The organism is Streptomyces sp. NPDC002888, assembly GCF_042888465.1.
Taxonomy (GTDB): Bacteria; Actinomycetota; Actinomycetes; order Streptomycetales; family Streptomycetaceae; genus Streptomyces.
In genome coordinates, this window is record NZ_JBIAPU010000038.1 from 58,333 (window position 1) to 82,052 (window position 23,720).

Genomic DNA, 23,720 nt, shown 5'->3' on the forward strand with positions numbered 1-23,720 from the left:
TGGTCAGCCTTTCCATACGGGGTCGGAGAGCCCGAGGTGTGAACGCAGGGTGGTGCCCTCGTACTCCGTGCGGAACGCGCCGCGCTCCTGGAGCAGCGGCACGACCCGGTCCACGAACTCGTCGAGCCCGCCGGGGGTGAGGTGCGGTACGAGGATGAAGCCGTCGGCGGCGTCCTGCCGTACGAACGAGTGGAGTTCGGCGGCGACCGACTCCGGGGTGCCGATGAAGGACTGCCGGGCGCCCGCCTCGATCACGGTCTCCCGGATGGAGAGCCCCTTCTCCTTCGACAGCGCCCGCCACTTCTCGGCGATCGCGACGGTGTCGCCGCGCCGGGTGCGCCCCTGGGTGATCGACGAGTCGGTCACCGGGTCGGTCTCGGGCAGCGGCCCGTCGGGGTCGTACGAGGACAGGTCGACGCCCCAGATCTGTTCCAGCGCGAGGATCGCGTTCTGTGGCGAGACCTGTTGCCTGCGGATCTCGGCCGCCTTCTCCTGCGCCTCGGCGGCTGTGTCGCCGAGGACGACCGAGACGCCGGGCATGATCTTCAGGTCGTCGGACGTGCGGCCGTACTTCTCCAGGCGCCTCTTGACGTCGGCGTAGAAGGCACGGCCCGCCTCCAGCGAGCTCTGCCGCGTGAAGATCACGTCCGCCGTGGAGGCGGCGAACTCCCGCCCCTCGTCGGAGTCCCCGGCCTGGATCACGACCGGATACCCCTGTGGGGAGCGCGGCAGGGTGAACTCGCCGGCGATGTCGAAGTGCGCTCCCCGGTGCGCGAACGGCCGAGGCACCCCCTCGGGTGTCCAGGAGTCCCACAACTCCCGCGCGGTGCCGATGAACTCGGCCGCCCGCGTGTACCTCTCGGCGCGGTCGAGGAAGCCGCCGCGCCGGAAGTTCTCCCCGGTGAAGGCGTCGGAGGAGGTCACCACGTTCCAGGCCGCCCGGCCGCCGCTGAGGTGGTCCAGCGTGGCGAACCTGCGGGCGATCTCGTACGGCTCGTTGAAGGTGGCGTTGACCGTGGCGGCGAGGCCGAGCCGCTCGGTGACGGCGGCGAGCGCGTTCAGCATGGTGATCGACTCGGGCCGCCCGACCACGTCCAGGTCGTGGATGCGGCCCTTGTGCTCGCGCAGCCGCAGCCCCTCGGCGAGAAAGAAGAAGTCGAACAGGCCGCGCTCGGCGGTCCGCGCGAGGTGCTCGAAGGAGGAGAACTCGATCTGCGACTTCGAGCCGGGGTCGGCCCAGACGGTGGTGTTGTTGACGCCCGGGAAGTGCGCGGCGAGATGGATCTCCTTACGACGTCGTACGGTCATGACGTTCCCCCTGTCACGGCGTACTGGTTGACGGGCTTGGCCAGGCCCAGATGCTCCCGGAGCGTGCTGCCCGGGTAGAAGGTGCGGAACAGGCCGCGGTGCTGGAGCAGCGCCACCGTGCCGTTGATGAGCCGCTCCAGATCGCGGCGGGGTTCGACGGGCCTGAGGTGGAAGCCGTCGGCGGTGCCCTGCGTGTGCCAGGTGGCGATCAGTTCGGCGAGGTCGACGGGCCCGCCCCGGTACAGCGGGCCCTGCGCGGTCTGCCGGGGGCCGCCCCCGCCGTGACCGGCCTCGGCCGCGTGCTCGCCGTCGCCGAGGTCGACGAGGAGGCTCACCAGGACCCGCAGGGTGTCCGGGTCCCTGCCGAACTCGGCGGCGAGGCCGCGCAGGTGGTCCCGTACGGCGCGGGCCTGCGCGGAGCTCGCGGCGCTGACGAGCGCGACGTCGGCGTACCGGGCGGCGGTCGGCCGGGCGTGTCCCTCGGTGGCGTCGACGACTCGCACGGGGTGCCCCTGCGGGGGGCGGGGCACGATCGAAGGGCCCTTGACCGAGAAGGCCGAGGCGGTGAAGTCGACGTGGTGCAGCTTGTCCCGGTCGACGAAACGGCCGGTCGCCACGTCCCGTATCTCGGCGTCGTCCTCCCAGCTGTCCCACAGCTTCGCGGCCACGTCGGCGACTTCACCGGCCTCCCGCCACAGCTCGTCGGCGGGTGCGGCGTGGCGGCGTCCGAAGAGGCGGGCCTCGCCCTCGGTGGACGACACGTCGATCCACCAGCCGGCCCGGCCACGGCTGACCCAGTCGAGGGTGGCGACGGCCGCCTGGACGTGGAAGGGCTCGGTGTGCGTGGTGGTGACGGTGGGGACGAGGCCGACGCGGTTCGTGGCGGGCGCCACCCGGGACAGCACGGCGAGCGCGTCGGGCCCGGGGCGGGCGAAGGTGTCGTCCAGCGTCACGAAGTCGAGGCCGCCGCGCTCGGCGAGCCGCGCCGCCTCGACATGGGAGGCGGCGTCGTGCGCCGCCGGCTGATCGACGGCGGCGGCCAGGTGCAACAGGCCCCGGCCGTGCGATGCGGTCATGGGAGGGGACCCCTTTTCTGTAAGGAGGTTGGGTGGGTGGGTCACAGCACCTTGGAGAGGAACGCCCGCGTCCGCTCCTCCCGCGGCCGGTCCAGTACGTCGCCCGGGGCGCCCCGCTCGACGATCCGCCCGTCGTCCATGAACACGACCGTGTCGGCGACCTCGCGCGCGAACCCGATCTCATGGGTGACGACGATCATCGTGGTGCCCTGCCGGGCCAGGTCCTTGATGACGTCGAGGACCTCGCCGACCAGCTCGGGGTCGAGCGCCGAGGTCGGCTCGTCGAACAGCAGCAGCTTCGGCTCCAGCGCGAGCGCCCGCGCGATCGCGACCCGCTGCTGCTGCCCGCCGGAGAGCTGCCTCGGGTACACCTCGGCCTTGTCGGCGAGACCCACCCGGTCCAGCAGCAGCCGCGCCGCCTCGACGGCCTCCTTGCGGGGTCGCTTCAGCGCGGACACCGGCGCCTCGACGATGTTGTCGAGGACGGTCAGGTGCGGGAACAGGTTGAAGTTCTGGAAGACGAAACCGATGTGCGTGCGCTGCTTCAGCACCTCGCGCTCGCGCAGCTCGTGCAGCTTGTCCCCGGAGCGCCGGTAGCCGACCAGGGCACCGTCCACACTGATCGCGCCCCGGTCCACCTTCTCCAGGTGGTTGATGGTGCGCAGCAGCGTGGACTTGCCGGAGCCGGAGGGCCCGAGGATCACGGTGACCTCGCCGACGCGCACCTCGAGGTCGATGCCCTTCAGGACCTCCAGCGGCCCGAAGCTCTTGTGCACGGACCTGATGTCGACCATGACGCTCATCGCGGGAATCCCTTGGTGAAGGTGAAGGTGAAGGCGGGAGTGGAGTGGGGTGGCTTACGCGGCGGCGCGACAGGCCAGGTCCCGCAGGAACGCCAGCGCGGCGCGCGCGGTGGCGTCGTTCTGCCGGAACGCGGGGCCGCCGGTGCGCGGCCGGGTGAAGGCGCCGGGGGTACGGCCGTCGGTGTAGGGGCCGAGCGCGAAGCGCCGGGGGTGGGGCCGCCCGGCCTTGTCCAGGATCCGCCCGTCCGCGGGGTCCACGCGGAGCAGCCCCTCCGGGGTCTCGGCGGCTCCGTCGGCGTGCAGTGAGCGCAGCAGCGGGCCGCGGGCGAGTCGGACCGTGGGCTCGGGCAGCCGTGCCTCGACCAGGGCCCGGGCCGCCACCGAGAAGCCGGGCACGGTGGCGCTCGAGGCGCGGAAGACCCCGTCCCGCGCGGTGACGGTCATGTCGGCGCCGACGAACTTCAGCAGGCCCGCCCGGGACAGCGCGAGCATCTGCCGCAGCCGGGGCCCGGGCGGCCCGGAGGCGAGGTAGCTGAAGAAGCCGTGCCACCAGGGGCCCATGTCACCGAGCCGGATCAACTGCCCGTAGACGGACAGCAGCCCGAAGAACACCGACTGGTCGGCGCTGTGCGCGGGGTCGTGCCGGCGGCTCAGGTCGTCCTCGATGTAACCGCGCAGCCCGGCCTGGAACTCCTCGTGCGTCGCGTACCGCACCCCGTCCAGCGGATGGTCGAGCGCGGCGAGGTCCAGCTGGTCGGCGGCGTCGGGCACGGCGGCAGCCACGAGTACCTGGCGTTCGACAGGGGCGGCCGCCGCGTACTTCTCCTCGAAGTCGACCCAGTCCATCGAGGTCCGCTCGGGGTGCGCCGTGAACAGCCGGTGGTAGTGCGCGAACCCCAGTTCCTTCTCGATCAGCGGCCACACGTCCCGCCGGAATTCGAAGCCCTCCGGCCGGGCGAGCAGGCCGTCGACCTCGGCGGGTCCGAAGAACCGGGGCAGCGGCGGCCGTTCGCCACCGACGTCGTAGCCGATCTTCGAGCGGTACGGCACACCGCGCCGCGAGCCGACGTAGAGGACCGGCTCGCGCCCCGAGGGAACGTAGGTGTCGCCGTCGTACCGTCCGCCCCGCCCCTCGAAGAGCAGCACCATCAGGTCGACGAAGGCGAGCCCGAAGCCGCGGACCAGCACGGGTTCGTCGGCCTCGATGGCGGACAGGTCGCTGTCGGCGGTGAAGTCCGGTGGGAGGTGGACCAGGTCGTGGGTGCGGGCGTACGACGCCAACGCGCGCTGCTCGTCGTCGAGTTCGGAGTCGAGGTGGCCGATCGCGAGGACGACGAGGTCGGCGAGGAGCGGACGCGGACGCCCCTCCAGCCACACCTGCTGCCGGCCCTCGCGGGGGCCGCCGACGCGCAGGGCGCGCCGGGGATGGTGGTGGACGGCCACGCCCTCGGGCAGCGCCGCGACGGCCTGCTCGTGGACCCAGCGCAGATACGCCCCCTGCGTCTGCCGGTCGGCGAAGACACGTCCGTCGAGGCCGGCCCACTCGTGCAGCGAGGGTCCCTCGCGCACGGGTCCGGCCATGTCCACCGTCTCGTCGGTGAACATGGTGATGTCCTCGGCGTGCGAGTTCATCCACAGCAGCGGCGACTGCGCCGCGCGCCAGATCCGTCCGGCGCCCGGTGGATAGGGGTCGACGAGATGGATGTCGAGGCCCGAACCGGCGTACAGGTCGGGCGCGTTGGCGGCGATCCGTTCGATGAGGCCGGTCCCCCGCGGCCCGGCCCCGACGATGACGAGCGTGCGCCTCATCGGGTGCGCTCCGAACCGCGCGCGTAGTGCCGCTCCACGTAGTACTGGCCGACGCCGAGCACCGAGGTGACGACGGTGTACCAGATCGTGGCGACCATCAGCAGCGGGATGACCTGGTAGGTGCGGTGGTAGATCAGCTGCACGGAGAAGAGCAGGTCGCTCACGGCGATGACGCTGACGATGGAGGTGCCCTTGAGGGTGCCGATCAGCATGTTCCCGGCGGGCGGCACGATGGAGCGCATGGCCTGCGGCAGGACGATCCGCCACCAGCGGCGCCACCGGCTCAGACCGAGCGCCTGCGCGGCCTCGACCTGGCCGCGGTCGACGGAGAGGATGCCGCCGCGTACGACCTCGGCGGCGTACGCGGCCTCGTGCAGCGTCAGACCGATGATCGCGACGGTCACCGGTCCGAGCAGGTTGACCGTCTTCACGCCCAGGATCTGCGGGTACAGCGCCCCGATGTTGAACCACAGCAGCAGCTGCACCAGGATCGGGATCGAGCGGAACAGCCACACGTATCCCCAACTCACCGCGCGCAGCACGGGGTTGGCGGACAGTCGGGCCGCCGCGAGCAGCGCGCCGAGGGTGAAGCCGAGCGCCATGACGACGGCGGTCAGCCAGAGGGTGAGCCACAGCCCTCGCAGCACCGAGTCGGTGGTGAAGTAGTCGGCGACCACATCCCACTGGAACGCCTCGTTGCGCAGGACGGAGTTGACGGCGAGCCCGAGCAGGACGAGGACGGCGACGGCGGCCGTCCACTGGCCGTAGCGGCGCTGGGGGACGATACGCAGGGTGTCCGCGTGTTCCGGTATGTCCGGGGCGGCGGCCTTGGCGAGGGTGTCGGAGGACATGTGAAGGCTCCGTGACGTCGAGTCGGTTGAACTCGGTGGTGCCTTCACACGGTCGCGCCGGGGCGCGGTGCGGCCGAGCCCCTCAGCAGGGCCGCTCATTGACTCTACGGCGGCATTTCCCCTCGCTGTCAAGAGTGTCCACACTGTGAGCGTTACGTCTCAAGTCGGTTGACGCACAACCGGGGACCTGTTCCACTTGGCCCATGCATCCACAGCAGTGGCTGGTCACGCGCTCCCACATCGACTTCGGTCGCGTGTGGTCCTCTTCCTGTTGAGCCGCCTGAGCTGACCCCCCTGCACGCCCCTGTTCCTCTTCACGGGCGCCTGCTGCTCTTCCCTTCGCCTTCACACGCGCACCCCTCCCCTCACTCAGCGCTCTTCTCGCCTTCCGCTCTCCAGGAGACGGCACATCATGCCTCGTGCGTCCTCGCGTACCCTTTTTGCGCCTTTTGCCCTGATTACTTCGGCCACCCTGCTCCTCACCGCCTGCGGATCCGGCTCGGACGACGCGGCCGGCGGCGGCACCGCACAGGCCGCGGCCACATCGGGTGGGATTCCCACCACTGACGTCGTCTCCGACGTCAAGAAGGACGAGGCGGCCGCCAAGCTGCTGCCCGCCGGCACCACCGAGCTCACGGTCGCGGTCAGCGTCGGCGGCACCCCGCCCGGCACCAGCTACCTCGACGACGGCAAGACCCTCACCGGCCAGGACGTCGACTTCACCAAGGCTGTCGGCAAGGTTCTCGGCGTCAAGCTCAAGACGGAGCAGGCCAGTTTCGAGGCGATCCTGCCGGCCCTGGACAGCGGCAAGTACGACTTCGGTGCCAGCAACTTCGGCGTCACCGACGAGCGCCGCAGGACCATCGACTTCGTCACCTACATCAACGACGGCCAGGGCTTCGCCGCCCGCAAGGACAGCAAGCTGTCCAAGGTCACCGACCTGACGCAGTTGTGCGGTCTGAACGTCGCGACCGGCGCGGGCACCACCTTCGAGGCCACGCTCGAGGAGAACAAACACGTCTGCACGGACGCCGGCAAGAAGGCGTACAAGGTGCAGACGTACAACGAGCAGGGGGCCATCTGGTCCTCGATCCAGCAGGGCCGCAGCGACGTCGTCATGTCCACCATCAACGGCCTGCGCTACGCCGTCGCCCAGCAGCCCGGCCTGAAGTTCCTCAACGAGTACCACCGCCTGGACGTCGGCTTCGCCTTCAAGAAGGGCACGAAGCTGGCACCGGCCTTCCAGGCGGCGGTGAACAAGCTGATCGCGGACGGGACGTACCAGAAGATCCTGAAGAAGTGGGGCACGACGGGCTCTGCGATCGACAAGTCGCAGATCTCGCCGCCCGAGCTGAAGAACTAAGGCCCCGGGGCTTCCCTGACGTCCGGTCAGCAGCCGTCGCAGGGGCAGCAGCAGTCGCAACCGTCGCAGTCACAGTCGCGGCAGCAGCCCTCGCGCTTCTTCCGCGACCACGGTCCCTCGTACTCCTCGGCGCAGCACAGTTTGCAGGTGCAGCACAGCAGCCAGAACATCCCGCAGCCCGCCCAGAAGCCCCGCCGGCCCTTCGGCGGCTGCGGCGCCGGACCGCCGCCGAAGCCGCCGGACCCACCGCCGCCGTCGTGGGAGCCGCCCCCGCCCCCATAGGGGCCGCCGCCCGCATACGGGTTGCCACCCGCGTACGGGGCCCCGCCGGCGTACGGCTGCTGCGGCGGCCCGAAGGAGCCCTGCTGCGGCGAGCCGTGGGGACCCTGCTGCGGCGGCTGTCCGTAGGGGCCGGGCTCGTGCGAGGCGCACACCGGGATCGTGCCGAAGGCCCTGTCCACCGAGCGGCGCAGCTCGTGCACGAGCAGCAGGTGCGCGAGCTTCGCGTCAGTGAATTCGACCTCCCGCAGCGCGAGCCGTATCCCGTGCAGGGCGTCGTCGGCGAGCCGCCTGCCCTCGGCGAGCGACGTACCGGTCGCGGTGAGCGGGTTCCACGCGCCCGACGCGGCGTCGGCCGCCTGGTCCTCCACGGCGTCCAGGAGGTGTGCGAGCCGTCCGAAGAGGCGTCCGGCCTCGGCGAGCGGCTCGGTGTTGCGCGGGCGTCCGGCGAGGACGGCGGTGTGCGCGAAGGCCGCGGCGGTCGCGGTCTCGGTCGGTTCGGTGACGGTCAGGATCGGCGTCCCGGGACCGGCGAGCGCCTCGAGGCCGATCTGCCGGTCGACGGCGTCGACGAGCAGCGCGGTGTCGAACCCGACGGCGGACCCGCTGCGGGCGCCCGCGCGCCCCCAGCTCGTGGCGACCCGTCGGGCGGCGACCGCGACCGGCCGGCGCGCCAGCAGCCCGTCGCCGTCGGCGACATGGTCACGCACCTTGGCGGAGGCGAGCACCAGGGAGACGGCCGCCGCGAGCCGCGCCCCCTCCCCGTGTGCGACGGACGCGGTACGCATCCCGCGCAACGCACACGGTCCGGCCGTACGCCGCCACCCACCGTCACCGTCGGTGCGGTCGGCCTGAGCCTCCGTCAAAACGGATATCAGCAACCCGTCGTAGTTGGTCACGACCCGGGCGAGCTGCCCGTGGTCGGAGCGGAGGGCGAGACACAGGCCGCACAAATGCGCCATCCACTGGGCCTTGAGCCCTTCTCCCAGGCGGTGGCTGCAGGGCCTGACCATTCCGAACACGACGATCCCCCGTGGTTCGTACGACGTTGGACCGGCATCGTATCGACCACTTGTCGTGCCGGACGGGTCGCCCCGTTCACCCGTACGCACCGCCCGTCACTCGTACGCCATGAGAAATCATATTTCACTCACAGTCAGCAGCCGCGTACGACGGGAGCCTTGGGGCATACGGACTCTCGACGGATCGCCTGTGCACCAGTACCGTCACAAACCCCCCGCGCGGCGTCTATCCACTTGGCGCGCCGTCCGCATCATGGATGACCATAGGGATGCGGAAAGCAAGAAAGACCGCTGTGAGAGGAGGCGTCCATGGGATCGGTGCGCAAGGCGAGTGCCTGGCTTGGCCTCGTCGACGACAACGATGACGAGCGTTACTACGACGACGACTACTCCGAGGGGACCGACTCCGGCGACGCCGCCTGGGTCACCGACCCCCGGGTGAAGGTCGCCACGGACACGGCCGAGGAAAAGGGCCGTCGGATCGGCACGGTCACCCCGGACAGCTTCCGGGACGCTCGTGCGATTGGCGAGATGTTCCGCGAGGGCGTTCCCGTCATCATGAACCTCACGGCCATGGACGCGGGCGACGCGAAGCGCGTCGTCGACTTCGCGGCCGGGCTGATCTTCGGACTGCGCGGCTCGATCGAGCGCGTGTCCACCCGGGTGTTCCTCCTGACCCCCGCCGACACGGAGATCGTCAACGGAGAGGCGGCCCCGCACCGGGCCGACGGTTTCTTCAACCAGAGCTGAGGCAGGGCCGCTCACCGGCCCTGCCACCTCCGGGGTCGTGTCCCGGGGTCAGCGGAAGGCGTCGAGCCCGGTGAGCGCCTTGCCCAGCACGAGCTGGTGCATCTCGACGGTGCCCTCATAGGTGAGGACCGACTCGAGGTTGGTCGCGTGCCGCATGACGGGGTATTCGAGGGAGATCCCGTTGGCACCGAGGATCGTCCGTGCCGTACGGCAGATCTCGATGGCCTCGCGCACGTTGTTGAGCTTGCCGAAGCTGACCTGCTCGGGACGCAGGCGGCCGGCGTCCATGCGCCGCCCCAGGTGATGGGCGAGCAGAATCCCCTTGTGCAGTTCGACCGCCATGTCGGCGAGTTTGGCCTGGGTGAGCTGGAAGCCACCGATGGGCCGCCCGAACTGCTCCCGTGACGTCGCGTACTCCACGGCGGTCTCGAAACAGGCCCGGGCCGCGCCCATGGCGCCCCAGACGATGCCGTAGCGGGCGTGCGAGAGACAGCTGAGCGGGCCGCGCAGACCGACGACGTCCGGGAGGACCGCGTCCGCGGGCAGCCGCACCTCGTCGAGGACGAGCTCACTGGTGACGGAGGCGCGCAGCGACCACTTGTGCTTGATCAGCGGCGCGGAGAAGCCGGCAGTGTCGGTCGGCACGACGAACCCGCGGATCCCCTCCTCGGTCTGCGCCCACACGACGGCCACCCCGGCGACGGAGCCGTTGGTGATCCACATCTTGCGCCCGCCCAGGACCCAGTCGGACCCGTCCCGCTTGGCGTACGTCCGCATCGACGCCGGGTCGGACCCGTGGTCGGGCTCGGTCAGCCCGAAGCACCCGATGACCTCACCTGCGGCCATCCCCGGCAGCCAGGCCTGCTTCTGCTCCTCGCTCCCGAACCGGTGAATCGCGTACATCGCGAGCGACCCCTGCACGGAGACCAGCGACCGGATCCCCGAGTCGGCCGCCTCCAGCTCCAGACAGGCGAGCCCGTACTGCACGGCGGAGGCCCCGGCGCACCCGTACCCCTCGAGCGACATACCGAGCGCCCCGATGCTCCCGAGCTCTCGCGCCAGCTCCCTGATGCCGGGCAATTCCCCCGTCTCGTACCACTCGGCGACATACGGCAGCACTCTGTCAGCCGCCCAAGCGCGCACGGTCTCCCGAATCGCCAGGTCCTCGGGCTCCAGAAGGTCGTCGACACCGAGGGGGTCGGCAGGATCGAACGGGGGCAGTTTTGAGGACGCGGCCATGGAACCCTCCGAGACGAGAAAACTAGCACTGCTAGTCACAATGTCGGAGTAGTCATGATGCCCGAGTAAGCCGCCGACGGCGAGAAGCCCACGGGAGACGTCCGCCTCTCATCCGAGAGTCACGGGCGGTGCATGGGTGGGAAACCGAGCCTCACGCCGAGACGCGGGACTCCGCGACCTCCCGCGGCGCAGGCACCTCCACAGCCGCAGAGGACTCGCACTGCATGGCCCGCGGCAACCGCAACGCCATCACCGCGCCCAGCAGCAACAACCCCGCACTCACGAGCAACGTCACATGCAGCCCGTGCACAAAGCACTCCCGAGCCGTCCGGCGCAGGGCCTCCCCGGCCGAGCCGCCCAACTGCCCGGCCACCTCATACGCCTCGCCCAGCGAATGCCCGGCCGCCCGCGACGCCGACTCCGGAACCCCCGGCACGGACGACAGCCCGGGCGCGTACGCCGCGTTCATCACCGTGCCGAGCAGCGCGATGCCGATCCCGGCCCCGAGCTGGTACGACGTCTCCCCGATCGCCGCGGCCCCACCCGCCTGCTCCGGCGGCGACTCACTCAGCATCGACTCGTACGCCCCGAACAGCGTCGTCTCGAGCCCGAACCCGAGCAGCACGAACCCGGCCAACAGCAGCCCGGCGTTGTCCGACCCGCCCATCGCGGTCAGCAGCAGCACCGCGACCGCGGTGAGACAGAACCCCGCGCACACCATCCGCCGTGGCCCGAAGCGCCGCAGCATCCGCGCCCCGGCCAGCCCCGCCGCCATCGCAGCGAAGGTCAGCGGCAGCAACCGCAGCCCGGTCTCCAGCGGCGACAGCCCCAGCACCAGCTGGAGGTACTGCGCCGCGATCAGCTCCAGGCCCACCAGCGCCAGCATCGCCAGCACGATGCAGCCCACCGACGTACTGAACGCCGGCCGCGCGAACATCCGCAGGTCCACCAGCGGATACCTCCGGCGCCGCTGACGCCGTACGAAGAGAACGATCAGGGTCGCGCCCACCATAAGCGGCAGCACGGTGAACACGCTGCCCGCCGGCTCCCCGCCGCCGAGCCGCTTCACACCCAGCACCAGGCCGAAGAGCCCGATCGCCGCCATCAGCGCGCCGACGACGTCCCAGGGCCCCCGCCCGTCACCCGTCGACTCGGGCAGCAGCAGGCGACCCACCGGCAGGCTGACCAGCATCAGCGGGATGTTGACGAGGAAGACCGACCCCCACCAGAAGTGCTCCAGCAGGAAGCCGCCCAGCAACGGCCCGACCGCCGCGCCGACCGCGGCCACCGCGCTCCAGATACCGATCGCGAGCGCCCGCTCGCGCCGGTCGGGAAAGACCTGCCGCAGGATCGACAGCGTCGCGGGCATGATCATCGCGCCGCCCACACCGAGCAGCGCCCGGGCCGCGATCAGGGTCTGGGCGTCCGGCGCGAAGGCCGCCAGCGCGGAAGCGACGCCGAACAGGGCGTAGCCGAGCAGCAGGATCCTTCTGCGGCCCACCTTGTCGCCGAGCGTGCCGAACAGGATCAGCAGCGAGGCGCAGACGAGCGGGTAGGTGTCGACGATCCAGAGCAGCTCTATCGCGCCGGGCCTGAGGTCCTCGGTGACGGCGGGCACCGCCACGTGCAGCACCGTCGCGTCGACGGCGACCAGGAGCAGGCTCACGCAGAGGACGACGAGTACGACCCAGCGGTTGGCACCGGCCCCGGCCGCCCGACGGCGCAGCGCAGCGGCAGCCGTGGTCGTCCCGGACATGTACGTACCTCCCAGGTGTTTCTCGCGTTCGGCGGGCTCACGGGGTGGGGGGTTCCCCGTGACTCGGCCGGAGAGAAGCGGTGGTCTCCGGCCCGCGCAACGAACGGCGAGTGACACGTCAGCGTACGCGAGTCCGTCGCGGGGCCACGTGGCGGACCTCTCAGACTTTGGCGGATCCTGTGTGGTGTACGCCACTCCTTCGCCACCCCTCCGCCGCTCCTCCGTCGCCCCTCCATCCCTCCTCCACCTGCTGATCCGCTCCTGCTCGACCGACTGTTCCCGGGGCCGTCGCGGCCCGGCGTACCGTCCGGTTTCCGGCCAGGTCGATAATCGAGCCCGTGACCGATCTTGTGACGCGCGTGGCGCCGCCGACCGCCGGGGCCCTGCGCCGGGCGGCCCCGGCGCTCCTCGGGTACGCGGCCGTGCGGGCCGTGGGGCTGCTCGCGCTGGCCCTGTGGAGCGCCGGGCGCGACAAGAGCGCGTACACGCTGTTGACGGCCCGCTGGGATGCCCTCTGGTACACGCGGGTCGCCGAGCTGGGGTACGGCTACGAGGTACGCCTGGCCAACGGCGACGTGCACTCCAACCTCGCTTTTTTCCCGCTGCTGCCCTGGCTGGAGCGGCTGGTGCACGCGGTGACCCCGCTGTCGTACGCCGACGGGGGCTTCGTCGTCAGCCTGCTCGCCTCGCTCGCCGCGGCCTGGGGGATCTTCGCGGTCGCCGATCACGTGTACGGGCGCCGGGCCGGGGTGTGCGCGGTGCTGCTGTGGGCCGTGCTGCCGGTCGGGATCGTGCAGTCGATGGCGTACAGCGAGTCGTTGTTCACGGCCCTCGCGGCCTGGGCGCTGTACGCCGTCCTCACCGGTCGCTGGGTGACCGCGGGCCTGCTGGCGTCGCTGTGCGGGCTGACGCGGCCGGTGGGGCTTGCCGTGGTCGCGGCGACATGGGCGGCGGGGATCATCTCGTTCGTGCGGAATCGCAGCTCGGCGCCCACGTCCGGCGCGCCTGAAGAAGAACACTCCCCCGCCCTCCGGCGGATCGCCCTCGGCCTCCTCCTCGCCCCCCTCGGCACCGCCGGATACGTCCTGTGGGTCGGCCACCGCACCGGCCGGGGCCCGCTCGGCTATATCGACGTCCAGGCGGGCTGGCGCAACGGCTTCGACGGGGGGTACGCCTTCGCCCGCTTCGTCGCCGACAAGTTCACGTCGCTCCCGGGGGCCCTCGCCGGCCTGGGGCTGATCGTCGGCGTCGCTCTGGTCGTGTGGCTGTACGTCGTCTGTGTCCGGCAGCGCCAGCCGCTCCCGCTGCTCGTGTACGCGGGTGTCGTCACCGCGCTCGCCCTGTGCGCGTCGAGCTACTTCGGCTCGAAACCGCGCCTGCTGCTGCCCGCCTTCCCCCTGCTGCTGCCCCTCGCCCTCGCCCTGTCCCGGCTGCGTACACCCAGGTCAGCACTGGTACTGGGTCCGGTCGCGGTGGCGTCGGCGGTGTACGGGGCGCTGTGGCTGAACGGTTCCGGTCCTCCATGATCACTTGTGATCGTTCGTGATCGCCCGGAGAATACCGGCCCATGATTTGGTGAACGAATTTATAAGGTAGCCAAAACTACTGTCACAGAATGATCAAAGGAATTGAAGGGAACAGCGTTTCGGCATTGCGGATTCCTCGGAATTGAACCCCCCGCTGAGAGCAATCCCACATCACATCGTCATCACAAACCCGCGGATTCGCCCGGGAACTGAGCTCACTCGCTGTAACGTCGATTGGGTGCGTACCGAACGAATCCTCACCCGTCTGGACCGGGTGTTCGCGAGACTGGACCGTGAGCCGGAACGACCGGCCCACATCGACATGCCCAGGATGAGCCGGCACCGGGTCGCGCTGTTCGCCGGGACTCTGTCCTTCTACGTGGCGATCGTGTGGCTCGTGGTCATCACCTCGTGGCTGGTCCGTCTCGACTGGCAGGTCATGTTCTTCCGGCCGTACCAGCAGTGGTCCGGGATCCACTGGTTCGTCGACTACTACGTGGTGCTCGGCCAGCGCGGCCCGACCGCCGTGATGGTCGCCGCCTGGCTGGGCTGGCGCTCCTGGCGGCAGCACACGCTGCGCCCGCTGCTGACCCTGGCCGCGTCGCTGCTGCTGCTCAACATCACGGTCGGCGCCGCCAAGATCGGCATGGGCCGTCTCGGCCCGCACTACGCGACCAGCATCGGTGCCAACGAGATGGGCCTGGGCGGCGATATATTTCCCAGCGGCCACACCGCCAACGCCGTGGTGACCTGGGGCATTCTGGCCTATCTGGCCTCCACCCCAAGAGCGCGCCGCTGGCTGTCCGCAGTGTCCGCGGTGACCTCGCTCGGCGTGGGGATGGCCACCGTCTACCTCGGTACGCACTGGCTCAGCGATGTCCTGCTGGGCTGGACCGCCGGGCTGCTGATCATGCTGGCACTGCCGTGGTGCGAGCCGCTGATCGCCCGCGCCGAGATCGCGATCCTCGACCTGCGCGACCGTCGGCGTGCCCGCCGGGCCGGTACCGCGCCACTGCCCGTGCCCGCCACTCCGGTCACCGCTCCGATACTGCTCAAGCCGCGCGCCGCGGCCGACCAGGAGGCTCCGGCGGCCCGCGACACGACCACCGCGGCCCGCTCGCCCCGGGCACCGATCTACCTCGCCCCGGGCCCGCACGGCATGCGTTCGGAGCGCGCGCCGGTCACCCCGGTCGGCAGCCGGCGGCCACCGCACCCGGACCGCCTCCCGCGCGGTACGGCCGCCTCGGCGGCCCGCCCCCTCACGGGCGGCTGACCGCCCCCACGACAGCGGGGCCGGTACGCACAGCCCACCCCGCACCACGAGGCCCCGGCTCCTGGAAACAGCAGCCGGGGCCTTCGCGTCAGATGTCTCAGCCCTTCCAGGCCCGCGCCACGCGGCCGTCCTTCACCTCGAAGTTCAGCCGTCCCACGCGGTACTCCATGGTGATGATCGCCCCCGGCGGCAGGGCACGCACCGTCGACCACCCCCGCTCCCGCGCGAGTTGCTCGGCCCGCGCGGCCTCGAGGCCGACGTACCCGTCCGGATTGTCCTGGGGCTCAGCTGGTGGAGTGGGAATCGGTGCCATGCGGCCACGCTAGGCCGTGGCCGCCGACCGGGGAAGTCGGGCATGCGTTCTGGATCACTCCGGTCACACTTCTGTCACAGGACCACGACGCGCGTTTTGGCCCGACTCCGTCACACGTACGAGCGGTTCCATACGCCTTTCGCGCGCTTTCGAACGTAATTCCCGCGCGTTGTGACGGCTCACCGAATAACCGGGCGGAGAGTTCCCGGAGAACCGTCCCCGGACCCCGTTCCATTCCCTTTCCACGCCTGATCGTCAGAGCTGACGCAGCATAGGAAATACACGCATCCGACACAGAATCTCCGTACGTCCCGTGTCGGATCGTGCGACGCGCGCGCATCATGGCGGGAGCTCGCGGAGACCGTACAGACGGCCGGACGACCCCCTGGTGTGGGCACACCACATGTTCACGACGGGCGCGGGTCAGGCTCCGCAGCCCGGGCCAAGGCGGCATCGAGCCGGTCACGAGCCGTCCTGATCACCTCGACCAGTTCGACGGGCTCCAGCACCTCGAACTCGAAGCCCATCATCATCACGTGGATCACCATCACCTCGAGGCTCGCGGCCCCGGTGCGCAGGACGCAGGCGTTCTCGCCGTCCGCCTCCAGCGTCCCGGCGGACGGGGAGACGCGCTCGGCGGCCTCCTCGACGGGAACCAGCAGCCGGATGACCGCGTGCGAGGCGTACGCGCGCGTGGAGACGCCCTGGGAGACGTACGCGGCGAGGTCCTCGGCGGGCGGCTCGCGCGGGACGAAGCGCGGCCCGTGCGGCGGCCTGGGCCTGATGCGGTCGACGCGGAACGTACGCCAGTCGTCACGGTCGAGGTCCCAGGCGACCAGGTACCAGCGGCGCTCGGTGCACACCAGGCGGTGCGGTTCGACGGCGCGGCGGGTGAGGGCACCGTCGTGTCCGCGGTATTCGAAGCGCAGCCGCTCGGCGTCCCGGCAGAGGTTGGCGAGCTCGGTCAGGACGGCCGGGTCGACGGCGGAGGGCTGGGGGCCGCGCAGCATGGGCACGGTGAAGGCGTTCAGGGCGCCCACGCGACGGCGCAGCCGGCTCGGCAGCACCTGCTCCAGCTTGGCCAGCGCGCGTACGGAGGTCTCGCCGATGCCGTCGATGCCATGGCCGGCGGCCGTGCGCAGCCCGACGGCCACCGCGACCGCCTCGTCGTCGTCGAGGAGCAGCGGCGGCAGCTCCGCCCCCGCGCCCAGTTGGTAGCCGCCGCCCGTGCCGGGGCTGGCGTTGACGGGGTAGCCCAGCTCGCGCAGCCGGTCCACGTCCCGGCGTACCGTGCGCGCGGTGACGCCGAGCCGGTCGGCGAGTTCCGCGCCGGACCACTCGCGGTGGGCCTGGAGCAGGGAGAGCAGGCGCAGCAGTCGGGCGGAGGTCTCCAGCATGGTCGAAGTCTGTCTCACGGCTCGTACGGAAGTTGCGGCACCTCGAAACAGGTGCGGTTCATGTCCCCCTGCGAGACCCATCCCTCGCCGTCCCGCCAACGCGCCACCGACAGACACGTCCTACGGCTCTCCGGCGGCTCGGCGAGCCGCTCGAACCGCACGGGGATCAGCAGTCCGTCGGCCGTGAAACCCTCGCTCCGGTTCATGAAGGCGTCGACACACGCGCGGGTGATGCCCGCGTGCGCACAGGACTTCGCCGCGTCGGTGAACCACTTCGCCGCCGCCCACCCCTCCAGCTGCCACTGGGAGTGCGTCTTCAGGCCCTCGGTGGCGTCCCGGAACTCCCGTACGGCGGGGTGGGACGTGTCCTCGTAGTCACGGCTGGCTGCCGTGGCCCACAGGGCGTTGCGGCAGCGCGGGGAGTCCTTGTAGTCCTCGGGGACGGTGGACGTCCAGTTCTGCACGTTCGTCACCTTGGCGATGACGTCGACGCCGACGTCGTCCATCGCCTCGCACAACCGCGCGTTGCCGTGCGTGTCGAGGGCGTCGAGCACGAGGTCGGCGCCCCGCTCCTTCAGGTCGGCGGCGACCGCGCGGAAGTTGGGCAGGGCGAAGTCGACCTGCTCGGTGACCACCTCGTAGCCCTCGGCTTTCAGGCCCCGCTCGACGAGCCGGGCGTAGGAGGCGGAGGCGGACTGGTTGTAGGAGACGACGGCGGCCGTGCGGGCCCCGTGCTCGCGCTTGAAGTAGCGGTAGACCTCGGTGCCGCCGTACAGCTTGCCGCCCCAGCCGGGGGTGCCGTCGCGGGGCGCGAGGCTGCCGTAGATGCCGTAGAGGTGCGGGTAGGTGTCGTAGGCGGCGCCGATGGGCTGGCCGCCGATGTCGGGCACGCGCGCGTGGGAGACGCGGCGGGCGCCCGCGTAGTCGAGGGCCGTGGTGGCGACCAGGGCGACGACCTTGTCCTCGTCGATCAGCCGGTGCACACAGGTGTTGTTGCCGACGCCGCTGCCGCCGTCGTCGCACAGCCGCACCTCGACGCGGTGGCCGTCGATGCCCCCGCGCGCGTTGAGACGGTCGAACCAGGCCTCGGCGCCGTCGCGGGGTCCGGTGAAGGCGGCGCCGCCGACCGGGCTGGTGGCGCTGGTGACGATGCCGACCCGGACGGCCTGCGCGGTCGGCGTGTGCTGTGCGGGCCCGCGCGTGGGGGCCTCGAAGTCGCTCTCCGGCAGGCGGCTGCCGCAGGCGGTGCCCAGGACGAGCAGCAGCGCCGCGACCGCCGTCTCAGCAGCCCGGTACCGGCGACTGCGAGGCATCGCCGCTCATCTGGATCAGCGCGCACAGCACCCTGACGGACACCTTCCAGGTGCCGTCCTCCTCGACGGACGTCCCGGAGGCGTTCGGCAGGGCGGTGGCGCCCTTCAGCAGCAGCGTGTACGTCACGTTCGCCTCGGTCGCCCTGGTGAACTCGACGTTCTCGACGTTCGCCCGGACCTGCCCGCCACGCTCGTCGCCGCTGAACGCCTGGAGGACCGGCCCCATCCGGTCGCCGTGTTCCAGGAGGGCCTGCTTCTCCTCCAGCGAAGTCTTGGGGTCGAAGAACTTCTCCCAGTTCTGCGTGATCTCCTGCTCGGCCGCCGCCGGATCGGCCGGCGCGGTGGCCGTCGGCGCGTTCGACGTCCTGGTGGGTGTGCTTTCGCTGCCGCCGCCGTTGTCGTCGCTGCAGGCCGCCAGGGCCGGGCCGAGGACGAGAACCAGGGCGGCCGCCAGTGCCGTGCCCCGTCCCGCTGCCGTGCCCCGTCCCGCTGCCGGACCGCTCCCCCGCCGCGCGTTCCCCCGCCTGAGGTCGCTCCCGAGAACCATCTGGCTCACCACCGGGTGTCGGTCCGGGCGATGAGCGCCCGGTGCTTTCAGGGTCAGCTTCCAGAAGGCATAGTGCAAGCCATTGGCCGGCATGGACAGGCACATGCGCAGCACACGACGTGTGGGAGCCAACGATGCCAACGATGCGGACAGCCCGACTGCGGACCGTGCACCCCGTCCTCTGGGCCGGCTGGGCCGCGCTCGCGGCCGGCGCGGTGCTGTGCGTCATCGGCTGGTACGGCGTCTCCGGCGAGCGCTACGCCGCACGGCAGCTGCCCTATCTCGCCTCCTGCACGGTCCCCGGCGCCGCGCTGATCATCGCCGGGGCCGTCCTGCTCACCCAGGGAAGGGGCGCTCTCGCCGCCGCCCGCGTGGAGGAGCTGCACGGCCTGCTGGTGGCCGCCGAACCCGCCGACGCGGACGGGTCCGGGCAGGCGGCGGCCGCGCCCGTCGCGGTCAGCGGGGAGCTGCGGATGGTGCCGGGCGGCACGCTGTGGCACCGCGCGGACTGCCCGCTGGTGGCGGGGAAGCCTGAGGCGGTGCCGGTGGACGGCAGGCTGCTGGCGACCGGTGACCTCGACCCGTGCCCGATCTGCGAGCCGGACTCCGCGGACGACTGATGTCCTCGCTGACGTACGACCTCACGCTCGCCGGCCTCTCGGTGGGCGCCGCCGCCGCGCTCACCGGGATCGGCCTGGTCGTGACGTACCGCGCGACCGGTGTGCTGAACTTCGCGCACGGGGCGATCGCGATGGTGTGCGCGTACGTGCTGCGGAGTTGCGTGGTCGAGTGGGGCTGGCCGCTGTGGCTCGGGGCGGCCGTGACGCTGCTGGTCCTGGCGCCGGGCATCGGGGTGCTGCTGGAACGGTTCGTCTTCCGTCCGACGGCGGTCATGGGCGGTGATCCGGCGCAGACGCTGGTGGCCTCCCTCGGGGTGTTCGTACTGCTGGTGGGCGGGGCGGCGCTGGTGTGGGGGCAGGGGGCCCGCAACGACGCGCCGGAGCTGATGTCGGCGGACCCGTGGGGGCAGCTGGCGGTGGTGTTCGTGCTGGCGGCCGGTGTGGGGGCGGTGATCCGGTGGACACGGTTCGGGCGGGAGCTGCGGGCCGTCGTCGACGACCGGGAGCTGGCCGTGCTAGGCGGGATCGACGCGGACCGGGTGGCCGCGGCGGGCTGGGCGTTCGGCTCGTTCACGGCGGGGCTCACGGGCGTGCTGCTGGCTCCGTACGTGCGCCTGGACCCGTACGGGCTGCCGCTGCTCGTCATGGAAGTGGTCGCGGTCGCGGTGGCCGCGCGGATGCGGAGCCTGCCGGTCGCGGTGGTCGCGGCGCTGGGCATCGGGGTGGCACAGAGCCAGCTGACGCGGCTGCACCCCTCCGGCTGGGGCGAACCGCTGCTCCAGGCGGTCGGCGCGAACCTCTTCGTGGTGGCCCTGCTGGTCGCGGCCCTCGTCCTGCCGGGCATCGGCACGCGCGACGCGCTGCCGAGCACGGCCACCGCGCGCGTGCCGACCCCGCCGGGCGCCTGGATCGTGGTCGTCGTGCTCTTCCTCCTCCCGCTGGGCTTCGCGGGCGCGGACCTGCACACGTCGGTGCAGGTGCCGGCGCTGGGCGTGATCCTGCTGTCCCTGGTGGTCGTCACCGGCCGCGGCGGTCAGATCTCGCTGGGGCAGGCGGCGTACGCCGGCCTGGGCGCCCTTTTCACGGCGCTGCTGGCGGCGGGCCGCTTCCCCGGTCTGCCCCGCCTGCCGGAGCTGGCCGCGCTGGCGGTGGCGGTGGCCCTGGTGGCTCCGCTGGGCCTGTTGACCGGCTGGCCCGCGATCGGTCGCCGGGGCCTGGCGCTCGCGCTGGCGACCTTCGCGGTCGGCGTCGCGGTGAGCCGGTTCGTCTTCGCCCAGCCGTACGCCACGCACGGCCTCTCCCTGGGCCGCCCGGCCGGCTTCGACGGGGACCGCGCCTACTACGTCCTGGAGCTCAGCTTCCTCGTGGCCGCGCTGCTGGCGACGCACGCGCTGCGCCGGGGCCGTACCGGCCGGGCCCTGGCGGCCATGCGGGACCACGAGTCGGGGGCGTCGGCGGCGGGCGTCCGCGTCCCCTCCCTCAAGCTGCTCGCCTTCGTCGCGGGCGCCGCCCTGGCCGCCCTCGGCGGCGGCATGCTCGGCATGGGCCTGCGCGCCTTCGACCCCGCCGCGTACGACCCCGTCCGCGGCCTGCTCTGGTTCGCCGCGGTGGTGGTCCTGGGCGCCGACAACACCCTGGGCGCCCTCGCCGCGGCCGCCCTGCTGGTGGGCCTCGACGCGGGCGCGCGCGGCGGTGTCGCGGCAGCGCTGATCGGCGTCCTGGCCGTGCTGGTGGGCCGCTTCCCCGGGGGGCCGTACGAGGCTCTGCGCACGACAACGCAAAGGCTGCGCGCGCGACGGCCGTCGGCACTCACCCCGCTGGGGGCCCGGCTCCGTGGAAGGCTGCGCCCGCCGGAGCGAAACCATGGGCACGGCGCCGGCCCGACGGAGGCGACAGCAGGGGCGGGGCCTGCGACGGGCCGACCGCCGGTGGGCGCCCCGACGGGGGCACGGCCCTCAGCAGGCCGGCCGCCGAGCCCGCCGCCGAGCCCGCCGCCGAGCATCGGCGCCCCGGAAGGCCCACGGGTGACTCCCGGGACGGGCCGAGGCGCGGCGGGCCGGGCCGGGGAAGGTGCTCGTCGGCCTCCTTCCTCCGGCGGCACCGCCCCCTCCTCCTGGCCCGCCCCCGCCGCGCCCACCGGCCCGCGTCCGCACCCCCGCCCCCGGCCCCGCCCCCGGCCCCGGCCCCGGCCCCCGGGGTCCCCCCTCCTGGTCGCCCGCCGCCTCCGCGCACGGTACGGCGGCTTCACCGCTCTCGACGGGGTGGATCTCGACGTGCGCCCGGGGCAGGTCACCGCGGTGGTCGGGCCGAACGGGGCCGGGAAGAGCACGCTGTTCCACTGCCTGGCCGGGACACTGCACCCCGCGCGCGGGCAGGTGCTCCTGGGCGGACGGGACATCACCAGGCTGCCCGCACACGCGCGGACCCGGCTCGGGATCGCGCGGACCTTCCAGCAGCTGGCCGTGTTCCCGTCGCTGACCGTGGCCGAGAACGTCCGCGTCGGCGCCGAGCAGGGGCGGATCGTGGACCCGGACGCCGTGGACCGGGCGCTGGGGCTGTTCGGGCTCGACGGACCGGCCCGCGCCCTGCCCGCCGCCGGGCTGCCGACCGGCACCCTGCGCCGCGTCGAGCTGGCCCGGGCCGTCGCGGGCGACCCGACCGTGCTGCTGCTCGACGAGCCCGCCGCCGGCCTCGACACCGCCGAGGTGACCGCGCTGGCCCGCGTGCTTCGTGCCCTGGCCGCCGAGGGAACCGCCCTGCTCGTCGTCGAGCACGACCTGGACCTGGTCACCGACCTCGCCGACGTCGTCCACGTGATGACAGCGGGCCGCATCGTGCTCTCCGGGCCCCCCGCCCACGTCCTCGACACCGTCCGCGCGCAGGAGACGGCATGACCCTCTCCCTGCGCCACGCGCGCGTGCGCTACGGCCCCCTGGAGGCCCTGCACGGCGTCACCCTCGCCGCACCCGGCCGGGGCCTCACCGTGCTGCTGGGCCGCAACGGCTCCGGCCGTACGACCGTGCTGCGCGCGCTGGCCGGGACCGCCCCGCTGTCCGGCGGGGCGGTGGTGTGGGACGGCGCGGACGTGACCCGGATGCCCGCGTTCGAGCGGGCGCGGCGCGGACTGTGCCTGGTCCCCGAGCGGCGGGCCGTGTTCGGCTCCCTCACCGTCCGCGAGAACCTCGACCTGGCCGCCCCCGCCCACGAGCCCGCCCTCGCCGCCTACCCGCAGTTGGAGCCGCTGCTCCCGCGCCGCGCCGGCACCCTCTCCGGCGGAGAGCAGCGCATGCTCGCCCTCTCCCGCGCCCTGCTGGCCCCCGCGCGCGTGGTGCTCGTCGACGAGCCCGCCCAGGGCATGTCGCCCGCCGTCGCGGCCCGCACGTACGAGCTACTGGGCTCCCTCGACGTGTGCGTGGTCGTCGCCGAGCAACGGCTCCCGCCCGCCCTGCGTGGCCGGCCGGCGTCGGTGTACGAACTGCGCCGAGGAACCGTCGTGTTCGCCGGGGAGGCGGCCGAGTGGAGGCGGCGGGAAGGGCTGGGGTGAGGCGCTGGGTCCCTCGGCCCACGCCGTACACGCGAGGGGCCCCGCCCTGTCGACCGGGCGGGGCCCTTCATCCCTGCCGGCCGCCGGCAGGAACAGTTGCTCAGAGCGCCAGGCGCTGGCCGGGCACGATCAGGTTGGGGTCACCGCCGATGACGCCCTTGTTGGCGGCGTAGATCTTCTGCCAGGTGGTCCCCTGCCGGGCGGCGATCTCGCCCAGGGTGTCGCCCTCGCGGACGGTGTAGTCGCCGCGGGAGGCACCGCGGTTGGTGTGCACCGACGACCGCTCCGCCGTCTTCGACGACGTCGAGGGCGCCGCGTTGGTGGACCCCGAGCCCGAACCCTGCGCGGATCCCGAACCCTGCGCCGAACCCGAACCGGAGCTCGAACCCGAGCCCGACGACGCCGCTGGTGCCCCGCCGGACGCTCCCGCGCGCGCCGAACACGTCGGCCACGCACCCCACCCCTGGGCGCTCTGGACCTTGGTGGCGACGGAGATCTGCTGTGCCTTGCTCGCCCGGTCGGCGGTGGACGCGTAGGCGGTGCCGCCGTACGCGCGCCAGGTGCTCGCGGAGAACTGGAGTCCTCCGTAGTAGCCGTTGCCGGTGTTGATGTGCCAGTTGCCGCCGCTCTCGCACTGGGCGATGCGGTCCCATACCCCACCGTCCGCCGCCGCGGCGTTGCCGGTGGCGGCCAGCAGTCCGAGCGGGGCCAGCAGGGCCGCCCCGGCGAGGACCGCCGTCGTACGAGCCTTGCTGGTACGGCTGTTATCGGCACATTCGGACATGAAGATCCCTCTCTGCAAACCCGGGTCTCCCCCAAGGCGGGGCGCTTCTCCCACGCGTCGACGCGGGTGTCGCGCTCCGTCCCGTCCGCCGACGGTCATGCTGCGCGGTGTCTGGCTCTGCGCGGCCGGCGGACGTTCCCGAGCGGT

At 72.2% G+C, this 23,720-nt stretch carries 20 protein-coding genes; 7 read left to right on the forward strand and 13 right to left on the reverse strand.

What is annotated here, in order from left to right:
• Positions 1-3: 3 nt before the first annotated feature.
• Genes ACFYWX_RS41970 through ACFYWX_RS41990 form a run of 5 tightly spaced genes read right to left on the reverse strand, consistent with a single transcriptional unit; the run spans position 4 to position 5,847 of the window.
• A complete protein-coding gene (locus ACFYWX_RS41970) occupies positions 4-1,308 on the reverse strand; it encodes an NtaA/DmoA family FMN-dependent monooxygenase (protein ID WP_389430498.1) in 1,305 nt (434 codons plus the stop codon).
• Positions 1,305-2,384 carry an LLM class flavin-dependent oxidoreductase gene (locus ACFYWX_RS41975; RefSeq protein ID WP_389430500.1) on the reverse strand — a complete coding sequence of 360 codons (1,080 nt, stop codon included), beginning with the start codon at positions 2,382-2,384 and terminating at the stop codon, positions 1,305-1,307. Before ACFYWX_RS41975 ends, ACFYWX_RS41970 begins: the two co-directional genes overlap by 4 nt.
• A gap of 41 nt (positions 2,385-2,425) precedes the next feature.
• Positions 2,426-3,187, reverse strand: a complete 762-nt coding sequence (locus ACFYWX_RS41980; protein WP_389430501.1) for an amino acid ABC transporter ATP-binding protein — start codon at positions 3,185-3,187, stop codon at positions 2,426-2,428.
• Between the two features lie 54 nt (positions 3,188-3,241).
• The gene (locus ACFYWX_RS41985) at positions 3,242-4,996 is read right to left on the reverse strand and encodes an FAD/NAD(P)-binding protein (protein ID WP_389430503.1); all 1,755 of its coding nucleotides are present in this window, start codon (positions 4,994-4,996) and stop codon (positions 3,242-3,244) included.
• Positions 4,993-5,847 (reverse strand): amino acid ABC transporter permease, encoded by an 855-nt coding sequence (locus tag ACFYWX_RS41990; protein ID WP_389430504.1) that lies wholly within the window; start codon positions 5,845-5,847, stop codon positions 4,993-4,995. The genes ACFYWX_RS41985 and ACFYWX_RS41990 overlap by 4 nt, the downstream gene beginning before the upstream one ends.
• A gap of 412 nt (positions 5,848-6,259) precedes the next feature.
• Between ACFYWX_RS41990 and ACFYWX_RS41995 the strand changes: the two genes are divergently transcribed.
• A complete protein-coding gene (locus ACFYWX_RS41995) occupies positions 6,260-7,210 on the forward strand; it encodes an ABC transporter substrate-binding protein (RefSeq protein ID WP_389430505.1) in 951 nt (316 codons plus the stop codon).
• Between the two features lie 26 nt (positions 7,211-7,236).
• Here the strand turns inward: ACFYWX_RS41995 and ACFYWX_RS42000 are convergent, their stop codons facing one another.
• On the reverse strand, positions 7,237-8,451 hold the full coding sequence (locus tag ACFYWX_RS42000; protein ID WP_389430506.1) for a DUF5685 family protein: 1,215 nt from the start codon (positions 8,449-8,451) through the stop codon (positions 7,237-7,239).
• Between the two features lie 369 nt (positions 8,452-8,820).
• On the opposite strand from ACFYWX_RS42000, the gene ACFYWX_RS42005 reads away from it, so the two are divergent.
• Positions 8,821-9,261, forward strand: coding sequence for a cell division protein SepF (locus ACFYWX_RS42005; RefSeq protein ID WP_389430508.1), 441 nt, complete (start codon positions 8,821-8,823; stop codon positions 9,259-9,261).
• Positions 9,262-9,309: 48 nt separating this feature from the next.
• Here ACFYWX_RS42005 and ACFYWX_RS42010 read toward each other — a convergent pair whose 3' ends face one another.
• Positions 9,310-10,500: an acyl-CoA dehydrogenase family protein gene (locus tag ACFYWX_RS42010; RefSeq protein WP_389430509.1), complete on the reverse strand. Its 1,191-nt coding sequence runs from the start codon at positions 10,498-10,500 to the stop codon at positions 9,310-9,312.
• A gap of 151 nt (positions 10,501-10,651) precedes the next feature.
• Positions 10,652-12,256 (reverse strand): MFS transporter, encoded by a 1,605-nt coding sequence (locus tag ACFYWX_RS42015; RefSeq protein ID WP_389430510.1) that lies wholly within the window; start codon positions 12,254-12,256, stop codon positions 10,652-10,654.
• 338 nt (positions 12,257-12,594) lie between these two features.
• On the opposite strand from ACFYWX_RS42015, the gene ACFYWX_RS42020 reads away from it, so the two are divergent.
• Positions 12,595-13,782, forward strand: coding sequence for a mannosyltransferase family protein (locus ACFYWX_RS42020; protein ID WP_389430511.1), 1,188 nt, complete (start codon positions 12,595-12,597; stop codon positions 13,780-13,782).
• Between the two features lie 238 nt (positions 13,783-14,020).
• Positions 14,021-15,055 carry a phosphatase PAP2 family protein gene (locus tag ACFYWX_RS42025; protein WP_389430512.1) on the forward strand — a complete coding sequence of 345 codons (1,035 nt, stop codon included), beginning with the start codon at positions 14,021-14,023 and terminating at the stop codon, positions 15,053-15,055.
• A 97-nt stretch (positions 15,056-15,152) separates the two neighbouring features.
• Here ACFYWX_RS42025 and ACFYWX_RS42030 read toward each other — a convergent pair whose 3' ends face one another.
• The 4 genes from ACFYWX_RS42030 to ACFYWX_RS42045 form a co-directional block, all read right to left on the reverse strand.
• On the reverse strand, positions 15,153-15,368 hold the full coding sequence (locus tag ACFYWX_RS42030; RefSeq protein WP_389430513.1) for an I78 family peptidase inhibitor: 216 nt from the start codon (positions 15,366-15,368) through the stop codon (positions 15,153-15,155).
• Positions 15,369-15,775: 407 nt separating this feature from the next.
• The gene (locus tag ACFYWX_RS42035) at positions 15,776-16,765 is read right to left on the reverse strand and encodes a helix-turn-helix transcriptional regulator (RefSeq protein WP_389430565.1); all 990 of its coding nucleotides are present in this window, start codon (positions 16,763-16,765) and stop codon (positions 15,776-15,778) included.
• A gap of 14 nt (positions 16,766-16,779) precedes the next feature.
• A complete protein-coding gene (locus ACFYWX_RS42040; protein ID WP_389430514.1) occupies positions 16,780-18,078 on the reverse strand; it encodes an ABC transporter substrate-binding protein in 1,299 nt (432 codons plus the stop codon).
• A complete protein-coding gene (locus ACFYWX_RS42045) occupies positions 18,047-18,625 on the reverse strand; it encodes a hypothetical protein (protein WP_389430515.1) in 579 nt (192 codons plus the stop codon). Before ACFYWX_RS42045 ends, ACFYWX_RS42040 begins: the two co-directional genes overlap by 32 nt.
• Before the next feature lie 143 nt (positions 18,626-18,768).
• Here ACFYWX_RS42045 and ACFYWX_RS42050 point away from each other — a divergent pair, with 143 nt between their 5' ends.
• The 3 genes from ACFYWX_RS42050 to ACFYWX_RS42060 are packed head-to-tail and all read left to right on the forward strand — an operon-like array spanning position 18,769 to position 22,789.
• Positions 18,769-19,245 (forward strand): hypothetical protein, encoded by a 477-nt coding sequence (locus tag ACFYWX_RS42050; RefSeq protein WP_389430516.1) that lies wholly within the window; start codon positions 18,769-18,771, stop codon positions 19,243-19,245.
• A complete protein-coding gene (locus tag ACFYWX_RS42055) occupies positions 19,245-22,139 on the forward strand; it encodes an ATP-binding cassette domain-containing protein (protein ID WP_389430517.1) in 2,895 nt (964 codons plus the stop codon). The genes ACFYWX_RS42050 and ACFYWX_RS42055 overlap by 1 nt, the downstream gene beginning before the upstream one ends.
• Positions 22,136-22,789, forward strand: coding sequence for an ATP-binding cassette domain-containing protein (locus ACFYWX_RS42060; protein ID WP_389430518.1), 654 nt, complete (start codon positions 22,136-22,138; stop codon positions 22,787-22,789). The genes ACFYWX_RS42055 and ACFYWX_RS42060 overlap by 4 nt, the downstream gene beginning before the upstream one ends.
• 100 nt (positions 22,790-22,889) lie before the next feature.
• Here the strand turns inward: ACFYWX_RS42060 and ACFYWX_RS42065 are convergent, their stop codons facing one another.
• Entirely contained in the window at positions 22,890-23,573 is a 684-nt protein-coding gene (locus ACFYWX_RS42065) for a transglycosylase family protein (RefSeq protein WP_389430519.1), read from the reverse strand.
• Positions 23,574-23,720 lie beyond the last annotated feature (147 nt).